We start from the raw sequence: 17754 nt of genomic DNA on the forward strand, positions 1-17754 counted from the left end.
TCAATTGATTCGAGCCATTTCAAGCGGTTTGGCACTGCCCCAGGCCTCAGTGATTCCGGGTTCAATCTCGTCGATCTTGGTCATGTCCTCGCTATAGAACTCAGCAAGGCGGCGCGACAGATCTTCTGACAGCGGCGGATACTGTACCTGACGGGCAACCGCATTGCGCAAAGACCGAACCGGCCAGGTGTGACGAACAGGATCAATGACAGAACGAACCGGTCCAAGGATCTTGCGCAACGGCAAAGGCACCATAGCAGCATTCTTGTCCTTTACCTTTTTCTTAACCGGCGCTTCCAGCTTGCCGGTCAAATTAAGATGCGCGCGTACCTTTTCCAGGTTCCCAATTGGATTGCGGCGAATATCCTCATAGGCCAGCAATAGGATTTGCTCGGCCGGGAACAGATCATAGAACCGTGCCAAATGATGCGCATAACGCCCATCGGACAGGAATCGTTGGTCCGCCGCATACGCGGGATTCAGATAGTCTTCGATACGGTCCGTAACCTCTCCACGACGGAACAGCATGCAATAATCCGAATATGCGCGCTGCACCGGATCACGCATTTGCAGGATCAGCCGCGCATTCGGAGCGAAATCCCGAATGCGCTGCGCGGCCTCGGGCACTGTCAGATAAGAATTCGACTTCTCGCCGATCAGCGGCGCCTGTTCACATCCATCGAACTGATCCCGATACCAAGCCAATCCTTTGTCGTATTCTCTTGAAAAGAAATGCAGCTCGGGCCCTGGCATATAGATAGCCGGGGTTTGTGTCAGCGAATGCTGCAACCACGTGGTCGCACATTTCGCAGCACCTATGATCAGAAAATCGACCGGTCTGTCAGCGGGCAATGTCATGATGAAACTCGTTAACTAAATTCCCTGGGACCGAGGCCCACTTAGTTTCTATACTCAATTCGACGTAATAACCGTTTTCCTGACAACCTCGATTGTATCCCCCGGTTGCACCGGATCGGTTCCCTTTACACGCTGCGTTTGCGTATTACCCCCACGGGTAACAATAAACTCAATGGTTGTCTCGCTGGCGATGTCATCCTCGCTCAGATACCCGGCGGCAGCCAGTTCACCATGCAGGGTCGACGCGGTTTGCAACCGGGTCTTCAGCGACGCGAGTTGGCTTTCAACCTCATTCAGTTTCACCAATGCATCTGAACGCGCCGTGTCATCCAGTTGTAACTCATCTCGCTGCGCACGGTTGAGGTCCTGCCGCGCGACCAGCAACGCAACCTCCTGATCCAGACGCTTCGACTCCAGGTCGTTCAGCGCATTGGTCATCGCGGTAACTCGGTTCGACGCAGTCAGCCCCTTTTCCCTAAGAGAGTTGAGATTCTCCAGCTCTTTCGAGACGTTAGCGATCTGCGTGTCGCGCAATTCAAGCTGCTGTGTCAGGCTTTCGATTTGTTCTTTAAGAAGGGCTTGCAGGTCCCTGATCCGTTCACCCTGCCCTTCACGTGCGGCCAATGTTGCCTCAAGGATTTCGCCTTCCAGCCCTTCGGGCGCGTTTGCCAGATCAGCGCCTTTGTCATCGCTTTCCAGAACGGTCAGATCCGCGATCAGCCGCTGGCGCTGTTGTTCCAGCTCATCAATCTGCGTGGCCAACAGGCGAATCTCGCCACCCATGCGCAGCACCTGAATGTCATTGCCGGTTGCCAGTTGAATCGGTGGGCGGATAGGCCCTCCGGCCAGCGCTAGAATCTGCTGTGCTGTCATACCCACGTGGAAATCGTAGGCGCCCGGGGAATTCACGTCGCCCAGCACATAAACCGGCAGATGGCCAATCACCTCCAGCGCGATGCGCGGTGGTTCGACCATGCCGATTTGGCGGCGGAATTTCAGCTCTAGCGCCGCTGCCAGCTCAGCCGGGGTGTGACCCTCTGCTTCGACCTGGCCGACAAGTGGAATCATCAGATCACCGTCACCGGTGATGGTGTATTCGCCGGTTACACCTGTCCAGCTTAGGTAAGTTGTTGAATCCGCATCCCAGCGCATCGCTTTCAAAGACAGCCGATCCTGCGGCAGCAGGCGATATCCCTCGGCCCAAACGGCGCTTGCCGCCAGAGTGAACATCACCAACATCACTTTGAAACAGGTTTTCAAACCTCTGTCTCCCAACTCACTAACTCTACGATCTGTACTACAAACCAAACTGGTGGTTCTGTGATCTTCGATACACAAGAAACGCAAGCTTTATTAGCTGTACGTCAAAAAATCTTCGGGCCCGGTTCAAACCTGCACAAGCCCGCGCAATCAAGCTAAGCACTCCTGTATTGCGTGACAAGAGAAACGGCCCATCGTTGCGGCAATCCTATTCCTCGCCCCAAATCCGAAACAATGCTCCACTAGCAGCCAAACCGTTGACGAAACCAGCTGCGATGTCGGCGTTAAATTCCCAGCATTCTGCACAAGCGGCACGATTCGATCAAAGCGCCGCAGACTTCTTGCAAAACACATCCAATTCGAACAGATTGAGGCGGTCTCTGCCCAGGCGATTTAGCTATTGCCTCTGGCGTGTGATTTGTTTGTTGATTTCAAGTGTTGCGGCGCGCCGCGTGTGTTCTGAGTTGGATTGAACTGTGAATAGAGTACCCGAAATTCTACTCTGCATCCTGTTGGGTCTTATCTCTCTGCCCTTCTTTCTTGTCGCGTGTCTGATTGTTGCAACCTCTGTCGGGTTGCCATTGATGTTTTCACAGCGCCGCTGTGGTCTGGGTGGGCGCGAATTCAATCTGTTCAAACTCCGCTCGATGTCAGAAGCACGTGGCCCGGATGGCGCGTTGTTGCCAGATGATCAAAGACAGACCCGCGCGACGGCCCTGATCCGTCGCTTGCGTCTGGATGAAATCCCGCAATTGCTGCTGATCCTGCGCGGTCACATGGCTCTGGTAGGTCCGCGCCCCCTGCTGCCCGAGACGATTGAAAGTTTTGGTCCCGAAGGGCAGTACCGCTGTTCGGTTCGGCCCGGCCTGACCGGTTGGGCGCAGGTCAGTGGCAACACCAATCTCAGCAATTCCGAAAAGCTCAGCCTTGATCTGTGGTATGTGGCACATCGGTCATTGGCGTTGGATTTGCAGATCATGTCAGAAACCGTCGGTGTTGCGCTGCGCGGCGAGAATCGTCGCACAGACCGGATTAAGACCGCCGCGGATTGGTTGCAGCAACATCCGCCACAAAAATCTTCGTTTCAGGGGTCGCCCGCATGAAAACAGTATTTGTCGGGGCTGTCGAAACCTCCCACGCCGCGTTGGTATCAATTTGTGCTGCGGGGCATGCACCCGATTTGGTCATGACATTGCCGCCTCACCTATCGCATCGGCATTCCGATTTTGTCGATCTCAGCGTCGTGGCCAATCGCTATGGCGTGCCCGTTGAGTATATCGAGAAAACCAACGCACCCGAGACCATCGCACAAATCGAGGCCCTGAAGCCCGACCTGATTATGGTCATCGGGTGGTCGCAAATCTGCGGTCCGGCCTTTCGCGCCATCCCCAAGCTGGGGTGCATCGGCTTTCACCCCTCGGCCTTGCCGAAGCTGCGCGGACGTGGAGTAATACCCTGGACTGTGTTGCTGCGAGAACGAAACGTCGGATCGTCCCTGTTCTGGCTCGGCGAAGGTGCGGATGATGGGCCCATTGCGGCTCAGGCGCGCTATGCCGTTGATCCGAACAGCGTCACCGCACGCGAGCTTTATGATCGCTCTTTGCGTGCCATCTCGGGACTTCTGCCTCCACTGCTTGAGCAGATCGCCGTCGGGGACATCCCACGCGAACCTCAACCCACCACCGGGATCAGCATTTGTGCACGCCGTCGGCCAGAAGACGGCCTGATCGACTGGACGCGTTCGGCTGAAGAGATCGAGTGCCTGATTCGTGCTTCGGGCCCGCCCTATCCGGGGGCGTTCACGCAGGGCTCGGACGGTCGGCAGATTGTGATTACAAAGGCCAAATTCTCGGAACCTGACGGGTACTACATCGGCCTGCCCGGTCAGGTGCAGGACATTGATGGCCAAAACTTCACCGTTGCCTGCGGGGATGGGCGCAGCCTTGATATTCTGGAATGGTCCGGTGCGGATATTCCCCCGGCCATACATTCGAAACTAGGAAAAACGTCATGATAACCACCGATCTCATCAGCACCGGGGCCGGACCTGCCCTGGTCATCGCCCCTCACCCCGATGACGAGGTGCTGGGCGCAGGTGGTACGATCGCCCGGCTTGCCGATGCGGGCCGCGACGTGCACGTGGTTGTGGTGACGCGTGCCAAGCCGCCGAAATTCCGGGATGAGGATACCGAGGTCACCCGGGCCGAGGCGCGTAAATCTCATGACTATCTAGGCGTGACACAGACGCACTGGATGGATTTCACCGCGGCTGAGTTATCGGAACAACCGCATTCGGATCTGAATGGCGCGTTGGGCAAGCTGGTGCGTGATCTTGGAGCCGATCTGATCCTTGCGCCGCATCCGGGCGATATTCACATGGATCACCAGCTGACATTTCTGTCCAGCCTTGTGGCGAGCCGTCCGCATCAGGACAAGTACCCGGCGACTATCGCAGCCTATGAGACATTGTCCGAGACCAACTGGAACGCGCCGTATCTGACGCCGCCCTTTGTTCCGAATATCTTTGTCGATATCTCGGACACGCTGGAACGCAAGCTAACGGCCTTTGCGATGTTTGAAAGCCAGGCCAAGCAGGCCCCGCACGAACGCTCGGTCGACAGCCTGCGCGCGTTGGCGACCCTGCGCGGTGCAACCGTCCACCGGCACGCGGCCGAAGGGTTTGTTTTGGTCCGAACCGTGGTCTGACAGGAGAGTTCGAAATGGCATCTTGGCCCATATACGATCAGGAACAGATAGATGCGGTCAGCCGGGTTCTGGCGTCAGGCAAAGTCAACGCTTGGACCGGACCGGATGTACGCGCGTTCGAAAACGAATACCGCGCCTATACCGGTTCTGCGTATGCCATTGCGATGGCCAACGGCACGGTCACGCTGGACGCGGCCCTGCACGTGCTGGATCTTGAACCCGGGGACGAAGTGATTGTCACCCCGCGCAGTTTTATCGCCTCGGCCAGTTCCGTGATGCTGGAGGGTGGAGTACCGGTCTTCGCGGATGTCGATCCGGTGACCCAGAACATCACCGCCGAAACCATCGCGCCGATGATCACGTCGCGCACGCGCGGGATCATACCGGTACATCTGGGCGGCTGGCCTTGCGATATGGATGCGATCATGGATCTGGCGCAAGCGCATGAACTATGGGTGATCGAAGATTGCGCGCAGGCCCATGGTTCGATGATCGGCGACCGCCACGTGGGCACCATCGGCACGTTCGGATCGTTCTCGTTCTGCCAAGACAAGATCATGACCACGGGCGGTGAAGGTGGTTTGTTGACCACGAATGACCGCGAACTCTGGTCTCGGGTCTGGAGCTACAAGGATCATGGCAAGGGTTACGATACGGTGTTTAACACCGATCATCCCCCGGGGTTCCGCTGGTTGCACGATTCCGGGCCCGGCACAAACCTGCGTATGACTGGTCCATCGGCGGCTTTGGGCCGCGTTCAATTGCAACGTCTGAACGATTGGCGCGCCCATCGCACGGCCAATGCCCGGATACTGGGCGAAGCTTTGGCCACCTGCCCCGCGTTCATGGTGCCAAACCCACCGGACAACGTGACCCATGCCTACTACCGGTTCTACGCCTTCGTACGCCCGCAGGCCCTGGCCGCGGGCTGGTCGCGCGACCGCATCATTGCCGAGATCTCGCAGGCGGGGTTCCCCGCCTTCTCAGGCAGTTGTTCGGAAATCTACCTTGAAGATACGTTCCGCAAACAGGGGCTCGGCCCCGCTGAACGCCTGCCGGTTGCGCGCGAGCTGGGCGAGACTAGTCTGGCGTTTCTGGTTGATCCCGGCTGGTCGCAAGAAGACATCGCGCGTATTGCACAGGTCATCGTTGATGTAGGCAATCAGGCCCTGGCAGGGCAGAAAGCCGGATAGATGATCCTGCACGTGGTCACTGATTTCTCGACTCAGGGCGGAGCGCAAGCGATGCTCGCCCGGTTACTGTCAAATTCCGGCGAACGGGCAGTTGTGGTGGCTCTGACTGAAGTGTCAGATCGGTGCCGCGCGATGGCAGGTAATGAAAAGGTCGAGTATATCTCGCTGCGGGCCCGGTCGCCTTTGTCTTTTCCCCGCGCCATCTGGCAGATTGCGCGTTTAATCCGGACCAACAAACCCGATGTGGTGCTGTGCTGGATGTATCACGCCATGGTTGTTGGCCTGATCGCGCAGGCTTTGTCACTGCGCCATGTGCCGGTGATCTGGACCGTTCGGCAGGCTTTGGACGACCCGGCGGCCTTTACCCGCAGCACCCGGATCGCCGTGCGCCTTTCCCAAAAACTGTCACGGTATTGCGATGGGATCATCTACAACTCGACCCGCGCGTTGGAACAACACGGCAAGTACGGATTTGCACAAAGCAATGCCTCGGTCGTGCCGAACGGTTTTCTTTTGCCCGACGCGCCGACCCCCAGACCTGGCCCCGCACGCGTGGTTGGACTGGCGGCCCGGTTTCATCCACAAAAGGATTTTGAGACATTTTTCCGCGCTTTCGCCATCGCGCGTCAAACCATCCCAGACCTGACCGCGCGGTTGGCCGGGGATGGTGTGACCAGCGAGAACGAAGCGCTACGCGCGCTGATGGCCCAGGCGGGTATACCCGAAGACAGCGTAACGTTGTGCGGCGATCTGCACGACATGACCGCGTTTTATAACAGCATTGATCTTCTCGTCCTGTCCTCGCGCACCGAAGGTTTCCCGAATGTCATAGCCGAAGCAATGAGCTATGGTCGCCCGGTTGTGACCACTGACGTCGGAGACGCGGCAAAGGTCACAGGCGATATAGGCTATGTCGTAGCAGCCCGTGATGCCGAAGGGCTTGGACAGGCCCTGACAGATGCCGCGAACTGGAGCGCCGACACTTACGCGCAGCGCAGTGTGGCGGCCCGGGATCGCATCGCCTCTCAATACTCTCTCGCCGCGATCGCTGCGTCTTATGATGCGGTTTTGTTTGGCACCACACCAAAGGCCGGGACGTCGACCGCCCCGCATACCGGATAGGAAAACAGGGCCATGTGCGGCATTGCCGGATATCTTGCATTCAAACCAATCGGTCGTGACGCGGGCACTGCTGCGTTGAAGCAGATGTGTGACAGCATCGCGCATCGTGGCCCAGACGCGGATGGCATGTTCGTAGACCCTGAAACGGGCGTGGCCCTGGGGCATCGCCGTCTGGCCATTGTCGACCTGTCCGAGACCGGCGCGCAACCCATGAGTTCGCCCAGCGGGCGCTACTGCATTGTATACAATGGGGAAATCTATGGGTTCCTCGACCTGCGCCAGAAGCTGATTGATCTGGACGTTACGTTCCGGGGCACCTCGGACACCGAAGTTTTGCTGGCCTCGATGGATCAGTGGGGCATACGTAGAACTCTGGAACTGGCCCACGGCATGTTCGCTTTTGCGGTGTTCGACCGGCAACAAAACCGGGTTGTCTTTGCACGGGATCGGCTGGGTAAGAAGCCGCTCTATCTGGGCGTGAAGGGCGGCCATCTGCTGTTCGGCTCAGAACTCAAAGCCCTGCGCGCCCATGCGGCTTTTGGAACACCCGAGGTCGACCGCCGCGCGCAAGAACAATATGCGCGCTATGCCTTTATCCCGGCCCCTTTGACGATCTACCGCGACGTGATGAAACTGCCAGCGGGTACGCTGGTCGAGGTTCAGCTGGATGCACCCCCATCTTCGGCCGAGGATCTGGTGACAGGGCTGCACAGGTTCTGGGACTTGCGAGATCGGGTCGAGAGCTCTCGGGCTGATCGTTACACAGATGAGGCACAGGCGCTGGACGGGATCGAAGAGGCGCTGATGTCGGCAGTGGGTGAACGTATGGTCGCCGATGTCACCGTTGGCACCTTCCTGTCGGGTGGCATCGATTCCAGCCTGATCACCGCGATGATGCAGCAGCAGTCCGAGCGCAAAGTCACCAGCTTCACCGTCCGTTTCGATCATGACGCGACGAACGAGGCCGATTACGCTGCCGCCATTGCCAAGCATCTGGGCACGGACCATCACGAGGTCACCGCGACGCCCGAGATGGCGTTTGATCTGCTGCAGACCCTGCCACAAGTCTATGACGAGCCCTTTGCCGACCCGTCTGCCTTCCCGACGCTATTGGTATCGCAACTGGCCAGTAAAAAGCTGAAAGTGGTGATGTCAGGCGACGGTGGAGACGAGTCGTTCGGCGGTTATGAACGCTATGCCCGCATGATGGCGATGGAGCGGATCAGTGCGAAACTACCCGGTCCAGCAGCCTCGGTTTTGGCGGCCTCACCTGCAGCTGTGACGCAGGCAGCGGCGACGCTGCTGAAACCGCTGGCCCCGGCCTCGATGCGGGATCAGATCACACCGGATCGGCTGTCCAAGGTTGCTGCAATTGCGCGCCACCCGGATTTCCGCAGCCGCTATGATGCGCTGTTCACCCTCTGGACGCCGCCATCTGCGTCCGAACAAGGCCTTTTCCAGTCACATTCCCTGCCGCATGGGCTTGGTCCGGTCGATACAATGATGCTGTTGGATTCCGAGCTCTATCTACCCGAGAGCATTCTGGTCAAAGCCGACCGCGCTTCGATGTCAGTCGGGCTTGAGATCCGTGCACCCCTGTTGGATTACCGCGTGGTCGAGGCCGCATGGCGCGCGCCGGATACGCTCCGATATGACGGTAAATCAGGCAAAGTCGCCCTGCGCCGCATGTTGGACAAACGTGTGCCTAAGGCGTTGTATGACCGGCCAAAACAGGGCTTTGGCATCCCGCTTAACGATTGGTTGCGGGGGCCGTTGAAATCCGTTGCCAATGATGTCTTTGCGTCAAACAATGGTACTTTCGATGCGGTAGACCGGGCGCAGCTGAAAAAACGCTGGTCCGAGCATCTGTCAGGCAGCCGCAACTGGGGCCCGCATTTGTGGGTGGTTCTGATGTACCATTTTTGGCAGCGGGAATGGATGGCCTAAGGCACTTCCAGTTTTTTGAAGCATCACGTTATCACCAATGTCCCGAGAGCGCGAAGTGCGGCAGGGTATTGGTGATTCAATATGAACTGGAAGGGCTTCAAGGCAGCGGATCGCCTGCCAGAACGCTCAGATATTCCTCAAGGTTTGACCAGCCATCACCATCGCGGTCTTTCCAGCCGTCACTGCGGTCATCCGGATCCAAGCCTTCACGAGCCTCTTCCCAGTCATCCGGCAACCCGTCCAGATCACGGTCATTAAGTGCGGATATCTCGGGCAGGTCTGGCCAGCCTCCGGCCTCATCCGGGTGATTGATCCTGTGCCCGTCACAGCCCCTCACGTTTTCAATGATCGACCGGTCCAGACTGTCCAATTCCCGATCCGGCCCCGTACGTGCGCCAACATTGCTCAACACATGTTCCAAAACACCCGAGACAGGTTCGGGAGTGACCGACAACGGGAACGCGGGGTTTGAGACAATATTGGGACGGGCCGCAACATCCACCACACGACCCTGTTTCGACCTATCACACAGGATGTCCAGTCGATTGTCCAGATAGAGGTTATCGTCGGCAAAAACCTCGAGCTTGTTGTTGGGCTCAACCGGAAACACCTCGATCGCAGCGGGGCGCGGGCGATTTCGTGTACTCGGTCCGGGCAGGATCACGTTGCCCACATAGTTGATCCATGTGTCGCCATAGAGGTTCCGAAACTCGCCAAATTGCGAGGATGCATCATAAAACACGTTATTCACAATATCGACGGGGCCCAGAGCGGTTGAAGATACATCAGGATTGCGGTCGCGGTTATGGGCAAACAGGTTCCCCGTCAGCGTAATCCGCCCACAGTCCGAGACCGCCCCATCCTTCGAGCAAATCAAGGCGCCTTTGGAATGGCGCCGCTCTGTATGGCTCGATTTGTCCAGACCATAGGCCAGGATGGTGTTGGCGATGGTGATATCATGGCTGGCATAGCGCTCGCTGCCGATCCCAAGGTTTTCATCCACACCAAATGAGACCGAGACATGGTCGACATAAACATCCGTGCTGCTTTCAATGCCCAGCCCGTCAACACTCGGCGAGGGTTTCTTGCTAGGACCCGGACGGAATTTCATGAAGCGCAGCAAGACATTATGTGAATCATACACCATCAACGGTGATGATTGCACGTTCCCAACGCGCAGCTGTATCCCCTGTCCTGGCGCAGTTTGCCCGGCGATATAGGTATTGGGCGAAACACGGAGTTGTTTGTCGACAACGATGGTGCCAGAGACAGCAAACACACAGACACGCCCGACACCGGGATGCTGCACGCATTCCCTCAGGCTGCCGCGTCCGGAGTCGGCCAAAGTGGTCACGTAGTACACGCTGCCGCCGCGCCATCCGTTGGCGTATTTTCCGTATCCGATGGCACCGGGAAACGCGATCTGCCCCTTGTCGGCATCATCTGCTATCGCGCCGGGTGCAATCGGCAATATCACTACAAGCAAACTCAGAAACTTAAGGTGGAAACTGCGGAAAATATGCATGCTGGACCTAATCATGTCGAAACCGAAATATGAAACACAAAGGATTGTTCAACCCTCCGGAACAGACCCTAGCGTAGCTTGTCAGGTTTAACACCCCAAACCTATTACATCGGCACTTTCCAGCAAAGAATTGATCGGATTGAGAAACTCCCGCCCCCTCGCTTTGAACTCACTGCGTTTCCAAACCAACCAGGACGCAAGTTCGAGGATTCCGGGCTTTCCCTTTCACCTCGTATCGGTGCAGGATATGGACAAGAATTTTGGGCGGAGCCAGCACGTGATTTCGAATGAGACCTACCGGCATATGCTGACCTTCGCGATCGTAGGGTCACTGGCCTTCGTCGTAGACGCAGGGGTGTTTACGGCCTTGGATACGCTTGGCGCTGGCACGTTTTTGTCGCGCTGCATGTCCATCCTGACGTCTGTGACCTTCACCTGGTATTTGAACCGGACGTTCACGTTTAAAACCCAAACCCCGCCCAGTTTCATTGAATTTCTCAGCTATCTGGGCGGCATGCAGTTGGGCCTGATCACCAACTTCACCACGTTCTTTATAGTGCTCTATATCTCAGAGTTTGCGAATACCTATCCGATCATCGCGCTGGCGATTGCGACACTTGCCGGGATGACGATCAACTTTCTGATTTCGAGAAAGATTTTGCAGAAATAGTCTCACCGCTATAAAACTCAGATATTGCCACGCGAGTACGCTTAATCCACTTGAATACGCCGTTTGTCAGTTGAACTAAATTAATCAGTTGGGGAAACCCGTTCGTGTTTAAAAACTTCTTCCTCATTTGCCTTAGTACGCTGATCAGTCTGGCGGTGCTTGAAGTGGCACTGCGCCTTTTTGACCCCTTGGGTTTTCAACCGCATGTCAGCCGCGATCTGGCAAATGTTCCTCTGGTCAATGACGAGAATTATTTCTGCACAGGTGGGCCAAAGCGTCTGATCCCGCATCCGGTGGTGTACTCACGCGAAACGCCCAACCAGTCCTATTTTGAGTTCCGCAACGAAATCGCCACATTCGTCAAGATCAACGAACAGGGCTTTCGCGGTGTGTTCGACCCAGGTGATGGGCAAGAGCGTGTGATCGTGCTTGGGGATTCCTTCATTCGCGGCAGCTTATCTGACGAGACGGAAACCATCCCTGCCCTATTGTCCGAATGGTCTGCAGATACACATTTTGTCAATCTGGGCACCGGCGGCCACGGCACGCTGCAACACGCGCTGACCTATGATGAGTTCAAAAGCCAAATACAGCATGAAACGGTGCTATTGTTCATCTTCAATCGCAATGATCTGGTCGACAACATACGGTTCCAAAAGTGGCAGCAAAACCCAAAGCCGATCTCGCGTGAGCCGACGGCTACACAGAGACTGAAGCGGGCCTTTGCAAAGCTATACGTCGGCAAACTGGTACTGAGTTTCAAAAACGCGCTGTTTGATCAGAACCTGTACCCGTCGGTACCGAACGAGATGGAAGAGACGCTTTTGCTTCAATCCCTTGCGGACCTTTCGCAGTCCGTCGCAGATCAAGGCGCAGAGTTGATTGTATTTTCACTGCCCGATATCTCGGAATTCCTGGGCAAGGATACAATCACCTTCCGGGATGACCCGGTTGGCTATTCTGACGCGGTGCGTCACCTGATAGCGGAGGCGGCTGAACAGAACGGATTTGCCTATCTGAACCTGAAACCGGGCCTTATAGAGATATCCGAAGATCTGAACCTACCTACAGCAGAGCTGTACGGCACACCGGACCACCATCTGCGGGAAATTGGCAGTTTTGCAGTGGCAAATCTGGTAGCCCAATTCCTTCAGGACAGCAACGTTGCCGCGTTTACCCCGGATGCTGAATTTGTGGATCGCATGCATGTCGATCCAGCCAATGTCGCCTGCCCTTAGGCCTCATCAGCTTCACCCTGCAGCGCAAATTTGCGCCCATGCAAAACGATATGCAGCGGGTATTCCGGCAGATGCATAGAATGCAGGCGGCGCTCGAACTCCTCGGCGTCAATATCCACCGGCAATTGCTGCATGGCTGAAAGCTCTTTCATCCTGCGCGCCTCACCGCGCCAGGCTTCGTTGACCGAGGCTTTGATCTGATCCGCGAGGTAAGTTTCGCCACCGGCTGCGACCCCACCAATCACCTCTTGCAGCAGGTGGTAGAGATAGAGATGCGTACGCGCCAGAACAGATCGCAGCCCATCCTTTGGCAATAACGGAAACCGCAACGCTTTTATGATCGTACCGTTATCGACCTTGGTGTTGATCAGATGGGCCGTCACACCATACTGATCCGCCCCTTCATACAGCGCGAAGTTGATACAACCGCTGCCGGGGTATTCCGGCGGGCCCGGATGGAAGTTTATCGCAGCGACCGAGGCCGCCTCGATCATCGCCTGATCCAGAATAAAGTAGCTGCGAAAACAAAAGATATACTCACCCCGCCAGTCACGCACCCAGGTCGGCAGGCCCTGCCCCAGACCTTTGGATTCAACATAGCTGACGTCAAAGCCTGCAAAGTTCAGAAATTCCAGCGCCTTTTGGGTGCCTTCACAATTCTCGCGGCCAAAGAACAGGACTTTGGCGCCATTGGTATGGGTCTTTTGCTGAGTTTCGTTCGTCATCACGTCCACGCGTCCAAATCACGCCCCGCCTTTGTTGGGGTCTTGTTGGTCGGGACTATGACATACAAAAATCGCCTGCTCTAGGGCAGGTTTGGAAAGGCCCGCACCGGTTTGGCGCGGGCCTGTTTGTTTAGTCAATGATAGCGTTCAGCGTGGCGCTGGGGCGCATTACAGCTGCCGCCTTTGCCGGGTCGGTGTGATAATACCCACCCAGATCAGCCGCAGCACCTTGGGCCGCTGCCAGTTCGGCCAGAATCTGCTCTTCCTTGGCCGCCAGTTCTCTGGCAACCGGTGCAAATTCTGCGGCCAGATCGGCATCGTCACTTTGCGCTGCCAGCGCTTCGGCCCAATAGCGGGCGAACCAGTAATGGCTGTCGCGGTTGTCAGGCTGGCCAACTTTGCGGCTGGGCGACTTGTTGTTATCCAGAATGCCCTGGGTTGCAGCCTCGGCCGCTGCGCCCAACACGCCGGCCTTGGCGTTGCCTTTGCTATCAGCCAGGAAGTTTAGCGATTCACCCAAGGCGCAGAATTCACCCATCGAATCCCAGCGTAGGTGATTTTCCTCGACCAACTGTTGCACGTGTTTCGGGGCCGAGCCGCCGGCGCCTGTTTCGAACAGACCGCCGCCATTCATCAGTTTGACGATCGACAGCATCTTGGCCGAAGTGCCCAGTTCCAAAATCGGGAACAGGTCGGTCAGGTAGTCGCGCAGCACGTTGCCTGTGATGGCAATCGAGTCTTTGCCCGCAGTAATGGTCTCCAGCGACTGACGGGTCGCTTCGCGCGGGGCCATGATCTGGAACTTGTCAGCCACGCCTGCCGCCTCAAGCGCGGGTTTGACGTATTTGATCAGCTCGGCGTCGTGGGCGCGGTTGGCGTCCAGCCAGAAAATAGCTTCGGACCCCGTCAGGCGCTGACGGTCCATGGCCAGCTGGATCCAGTTCTCGATCGGGGCTTTCTTGACAGTGCAGGACCGCCAGATATCGCCCTGCTCGACGTCGTGCGAATGCAGCGTCTCGCCATTTGCCAGAACGATGCGGATGGTGCCATCAGCAGGGGCTTGGAATGTGGTCGGGTGCGAGCCATATTCTTCGGCCTTCTGCGCCATCAGGCCCACGTTGGCCACGGCTCCGGCAGTTGCCGGGTTCAGCGCGCCGTTGGCTTTGAAGAACTTGATGGATTCATCATAAACCGGCGCATAGCAGCGGTCGGGGATCACGCAATTGGTGTCGCCCTTGGCACCGGTCTCGTCCCAGCCCTTGCCGCCCGCGCGGATCACGGCGGGCATCGAGGCGTCGATGATCACGTCCGACGGGACGTGCAGGTTGGTGATGCCTTTGTCGCTGTCGACCATATACATCGACGGCCGGTCGCCCTTGATCGCGTCAATGGCGGCCATGATGTCGGCGTTGCCTTGAACACGCTCCAGCAGATCACCAAGGCCTGAGTTTGGGTTCACGCCCAACGCGTCCAGCTCGGCACCGAATTTCTCGAACACCGGGGCCAGCCAAGCCTTGACCGCATAGCCAAAGATGATCGGGTCGCTGACCTTCATCATCGTGGCCTTCATATGCAGCGAGAACATGGTGCCGTCTGTCTTGGTGTCCTCGATAGCGTCAGCCAGGAACGCGGACAGAGCCTTGACCGACATGAAGGTCGCGTCGGACACGGTGCCCTCAGCCAGCGGCCAGCCGTCTTTCAGAACGGTCACGCTGCCATCCTTGCCGACAAATTCGATCTTCGCATCGCCGGCTTGAGCGGCAGTGATGGTGGCCGATTTCTCGTTTGCATAGAAATCGTTGCCCGGCATGGACGACACTTTGGTTTTACTGTCCGAGGACCACTCGCCCATCGAATGCGGGTTCTTCTGGGCATAGTTCTTCACCGCCCGCGCCGCGCGGCGGTCGCTGTTGCCTTCGCGCAGAACCGGGTTCACGGCCGAGCCCTTGATCGCGTCATAGCGCGCACGGATCGCCTTTTCCTCGTCGGTTGAGGGTTCTTCGGGGTAGTTCGGAATGTCATAGCCCTGCGACTGCAGTTCCTCGATGGCCGCCACCAGCTGAGGGACCGAAGCCGAGATGTTGGGCAGTTTGATCACATTCGCATCCGGCGTCGTCACCAGCTCGCCCAAAGCGGCCAAATCATCGGTGATGCGCTGCGCGTCTGTCAGGTTCTCGGGAAACGTCGCTAGAATACGGCCCGCCAGCGAAATATCCTTGGTGCCAACGCTGACACCCGCCGCCGAGGCAAACTTGCGAATGATGGGCAGAAACGACGCGCTGGCCAATTCGGGCGCTTCGTCTACAATGGTATACAATATGTCGAAGTTCGATTTATCTGCCATATTCTTTTACCTTTTTTAAGCCTTTCGGGGCGTGCGATCCAAGAGTTGTGGCCACATCATCGCGGCGCGAGAGGGGCAGATCAATGCTATCGCCCCTGGGTGACTCTGTTTTGACAGGGCCTCCCATAAATGAGGTTTGGATTGGAATCAATCACCCATGGGCGCGCGTTTTGCCACGGGTGGCAGGATCACGTCGCGGAGGATGTCGGATGCAGGCAACGGGCCGGCTGCTTACCTAAACCGAAGCCCCGTCTCAGGATCAAACACCATAACCCGCTCGGGATCGACCGTGATGCCAACCTGCTCACCGGTGGAGCTGCGCTGGTCGTCGCGTTCTTCGACGATCAGTTTGTCGCCATTTGGCGTCAGCAAATAGGAATAAGAGACCCCACCCAGCGCCTCGGTCAGATCAACCGTACAGGTTTCGGCTGAACGGTCGATCTGGATATGTTCAGGCCGCATACCCAATGTCACCTTGGACAGACCAGCGGGAACCGATGCGGAGACCGGCAAAGGCTGGCTAAGTGCGGGGTGCGTGACATGGCCATCGGCATAGTCGCATACTAGGAAGTTCATTGCGGGCGAGCCAATGAAACCGGCAACAAAGCGGTTATCGGGATCGCGGTATAGGTCCATGGGGGCTCCTACCTGCTCGATCCGGCCGTCGCGCAGAACGACGATCTTGTCGGCCATAGTCATCGCTTCGACCTGATCATGGGTCACATAGATCATCGTGGCCCCGATTTCCTGATGCAGACGGGCAATTTCCACGCGCATTTCAACCCGCAATTCGGCGTCTAGGTTTGAGAGTGGTTCGTCAAACAGAAACACCTCGGGGCCGCGCACGATCGCGCGTCCGATGGCCACGCGCTGACGCTGACCGCCGGACAGGGCCTTGGGTTTGCGTTTCAGGTATTGATCCAGCTTCAGGATGTTCGAGGCTTCCTGAACCTTCTTGTCGATCTCACCCTTGGCCACACCGTTCATGCGCAGGCCAAACCCCATATTCTCGGCCACGGTCATGTGCGGGTAAAGCGCATAGGTTTGAAACACCATTGCCACGCCGCGCTTGGCCGGATCCATATGGGTCACCTCACGCGCACCGATATGGATTTGACCTTCGGACGTTTCTTCAAGCCCCGCAATCATCCGCAACAAAGTGGACTTGCCACAGCCCGAGGGGCCGACAAACACACAGAACTCTCCATCTTCGATCTGCAGATCAATGCCGTGAATGACCTGAGTCTGGCCATATCGTTTGATCGTTTGGTTCAGAGTTACACCTGTCATGTCCCTTGCATCCTGTCGTCCAGAGTGTTCGGGCGGGTCTCGGGGAACCGCCACGCCTGTGCCTCGGCCCCGATCTGTTCGGCAACGCGCCGAACCCGGGGAACCCAGGCTTCCAATTGTTCGAAATTCATACGGTCGGTTGAGCCGGTCACAGAAATCGCACCCAACATCCGCCCACCGGTCGTGAGAATCGGGCAAGCGATACAGATGATGCCAGGCTCATGTTCTTCGTCATCGACGGCAAAACCGCGCGCGCGAATACGGTCGAGATCAGCGCGCAGGGCCGCTTCGGACGTCAACGTCTTGTCGGTGAAACGGTGATAGCTTTGCTGGGACACCGCCTTGTTCAGCGCTTCTTCTCCTAGAAAGGCCATCATCGCTTTACCGACACCTGTGCAATAGGCTGGTCCGACCTTGCCGGCCTGCGAATACATCTCGACCGGCTGCGCGGCGTTGCGTTTGTCGACATACAAAACCTGGCTGGAATCGAGCTGTGCCAGATGCACTGTCTCGCCTGTTTCCCGGCTCAAAGAATCCAGGAATGGCCGCGCGATTGGGGCCAGAGAGCTTTGCGTCCAGGCCACATGGGCCAGACGCACCAGCCGCAGACCGGGGGTATAGGTCTGCCGATCCGGGTCATAAGACAGCATGCCCTGATTGGTCAGGCTTTGCAAAAACCTGTACAGCGTCGCCTTGGGGAAATCGCTGCGGTCCAGCAGTTCCGCAAACCGAACCGGGCGTTCGAACGACGCCACCTGATCCAGCACATCACATGCTTTGCCTATTGTTCCGTCACCTGCCACGGGTGCGAGATCTCCTCCGTTTGACCCTCTCCATCCTCACGAGGGTCTTGACAAGACTAGCCGAGTCGATGTG

General features: G+C 57.3%; 15 protein-coding genes. 8 read left to right on the forward strand and 7 right to left on the reverse strand.

Annotated features, from left to right (window positions below; all coding sequences use genetic code 11):
* Positions 1 to 858: a sulfotransferase family protein gene (locus tag ACR0DH_RS07110; protein WP_480547980.1), complete on the reverse strand. Its 858-nt coding sequence runs from the start codon at positions 856 to 858 to the stop codon at positions 1 to 3.
* A gap of 54 nt (positions 859 to 912) precedes the next feature.
* Positions 913 to 2118 carry a polysaccharide biosynthesis/export family protein gene (locus ACR0DH_RS07115; RefSeq protein WP_480544050.1) on the reverse strand — a complete coding sequence of 402 codons (1206 nt, stop codon included), beginning with the start codon at positions 2116 to 2118 and terminating at the stop codon, positions 913 to 915.
* Between the two features lie 476 nt (positions 2119 to 2594).
* On the opposite strand from ACR0DH_RS07115, the gene ACR0DH_RS07120 reads away from it, so the two are divergent.
* From ACR0DH_RS07120 to asnB, 6 genes are read left to right on the forward strand one after another with little or no spacing between them, the layout of a single operon-like run.
* Positions 2595 to 3221 carry a sugar transferase gene (locus ACR0DH_RS07120; RefSeq protein ID WP_480544049.1) on the forward strand — a complete coding sequence of 209 codons (627 nt, stop codon included), beginning with the start codon at positions 2595 to 2597 and terminating at the stop codon, positions 3219 to 3221.
* Positions 3218 to 4132: a methionyl-tRNA formyltransferase gene (locus ACR0DH_RS07125; protein WP_480544048.1), complete on the forward strand. Its 915-nt coding sequence runs from the start codon at positions 3218 to 3220 to the stop codon at positions 4130 to 4132. Before ACR0DH_RS07120 ends, ACR0DH_RS07125 begins: the two co-directional genes overlap by 4 nt.
* Positions 4129 to 4824, forward strand: a complete 696-nt coding sequence (locus tag ACR0DH_RS07130; RefSeq protein ID WP_480547981.1) for a PIG-L deacetylase family protein — start codon at positions 4129 to 4131, stop codon at positions 4822 to 4824. The genes ACR0DH_RS07125 and ACR0DH_RS07130 overlap by 4 nt, the downstream gene beginning before the upstream one ends.
* Before the next feature lie 14 nt (positions 4825 to 4838).
* Positions 4839 to 6017 carry a DegT/DnrJ/EryC1/StrS family aminotransferase gene (locus tag ACR0DH_RS07135; protein WP_480547982.1) on the forward strand — a complete coding sequence of 393 codons (1179 nt, stop codon included), beginning with the start codon at positions 4839 to 4841 and terminating at the stop codon, positions 6015 to 6017.
* On the forward strand, positions 6018 to 7139 hold the full coding sequence (locus ACR0DH_RS07140; protein ID WP_480547983.1) for a glycosyltransferase: 1122 nt from the start codon (positions 6018 to 6020) through the stop codon (positions 7137 to 7139).
* A 12-nt stretch (positions 7140 to 7151) separates the two neighbouring features.
* Complete coding sequence (gene asnB, locus ACR0DH_RS07145; protein ID WP_480547984.1) at positions 7152 to 9086, forward strand: asparagine synthase (glutamine-hydrolyzing); 1935 nt, start codon at positions 7152 to 7154, stop codon at positions 9084 to 9086.
* A gap of 97 nt (positions 9087 to 9183) precedes the next feature.
* Here the strand turns inward: asnB and ACR0DH_RS07150 are convergent, their stop codons facing one another.
* Complete coding sequence (locus tag ACR0DH_RS07150) at positions 9184 to 10611, reverse strand: pectate lyase family protein (RefSeq protein WP_480547985.1); 1428 nt, start codon at positions 10609 to 10611, stop codon at positions 9184 to 9186.
* A 247-nt stretch (positions 10612 to 10858) separates the two neighbouring features.
* On the opposite strand from ACR0DH_RS07150, the gene ACR0DH_RS07155 reads away from it, so the two are divergent.
* Both ACR0DH_RS07155 and ACR0DH_RS07160 read left to right on the forward strand, forming a co-directional pair.
* Entirely contained in the window at positions 10859 to 11281 is a 423-nt protein-coding gene (locus ACR0DH_RS07155) for a GtrA family protein (RefSeq protein ID WP_480547986.1), read from the forward strand.
* A gap of 164 nt (positions 11282 to 11445) precedes the next feature.
* A complete protein-coding gene (locus ACR0DH_RS07160; RefSeq protein WP_480547987.1) occupies positions 11446 to 12519 on the forward strand; it encodes a hypothetical protein in 1074 nt (357 codons plus the stop codon).
* Here the strand turns inward: ACR0DH_RS07160 and ACR0DH_RS07165 are convergent.
* The 4 genes from ACR0DH_RS07165 to ACR0DH_RS07180 all read right to left on the reverse strand — a co-directional run bounded on the left by ACR0DH_RS07165 (position 12516) and on the right by ACR0DH_RS07180 (position 17681).
* Positions 12516 to 13244: a formyltransferase family protein gene (locus tag ACR0DH_RS07165; protein ID WP_480544040.1), complete on the reverse strand. Its 729-nt coding sequence runs from the start codon at positions 13242 to 13244 to the stop codon at positions 12516 to 12518. The genes ACR0DH_RS07160 and ACR0DH_RS07165 overlap by 4 nt on opposite strands.
* 130 nt (positions 13245 to 13374) lie before the next feature.
* Positions 13375 to 15588, reverse strand: coding sequence for an NADP-dependent isocitrate dehydrogenase (locus ACR0DH_RS07170; protein ID WP_480547988.1), 2214 nt, complete (start codon positions 15586 to 15588; stop codon positions 13375 to 13377).
* Positions 15589 to 15819: 231 nt separating this feature from the next.
* Positions 15820 to 16878, reverse strand: coding sequence for an ABC transporter ATP-binding protein (locus tag ACR0DH_RS07175; protein ID WP_480547989.1), 1059 nt, complete (start codon positions 16876 to 16878; stop codon positions 15820 to 15822).
* Entirely contained in the window at positions 16875 to 17681 is an 807-nt protein-coding gene (locus tag ACR0DH_RS07180) for an IclR family transcriptional regulator (RefSeq protein WP_480547990.1), read from the reverse strand. Before ACR0DH_RS07180 ends, ACR0DH_RS07175 begins: the two co-directional genes overlap by 4 nt.
* Between the last annotated feature and the right edge of the window lie 73 nt (positions 17682 to 17754).

Source organism: Ruegeria sp. I1, from assembly GCF_056532675.1.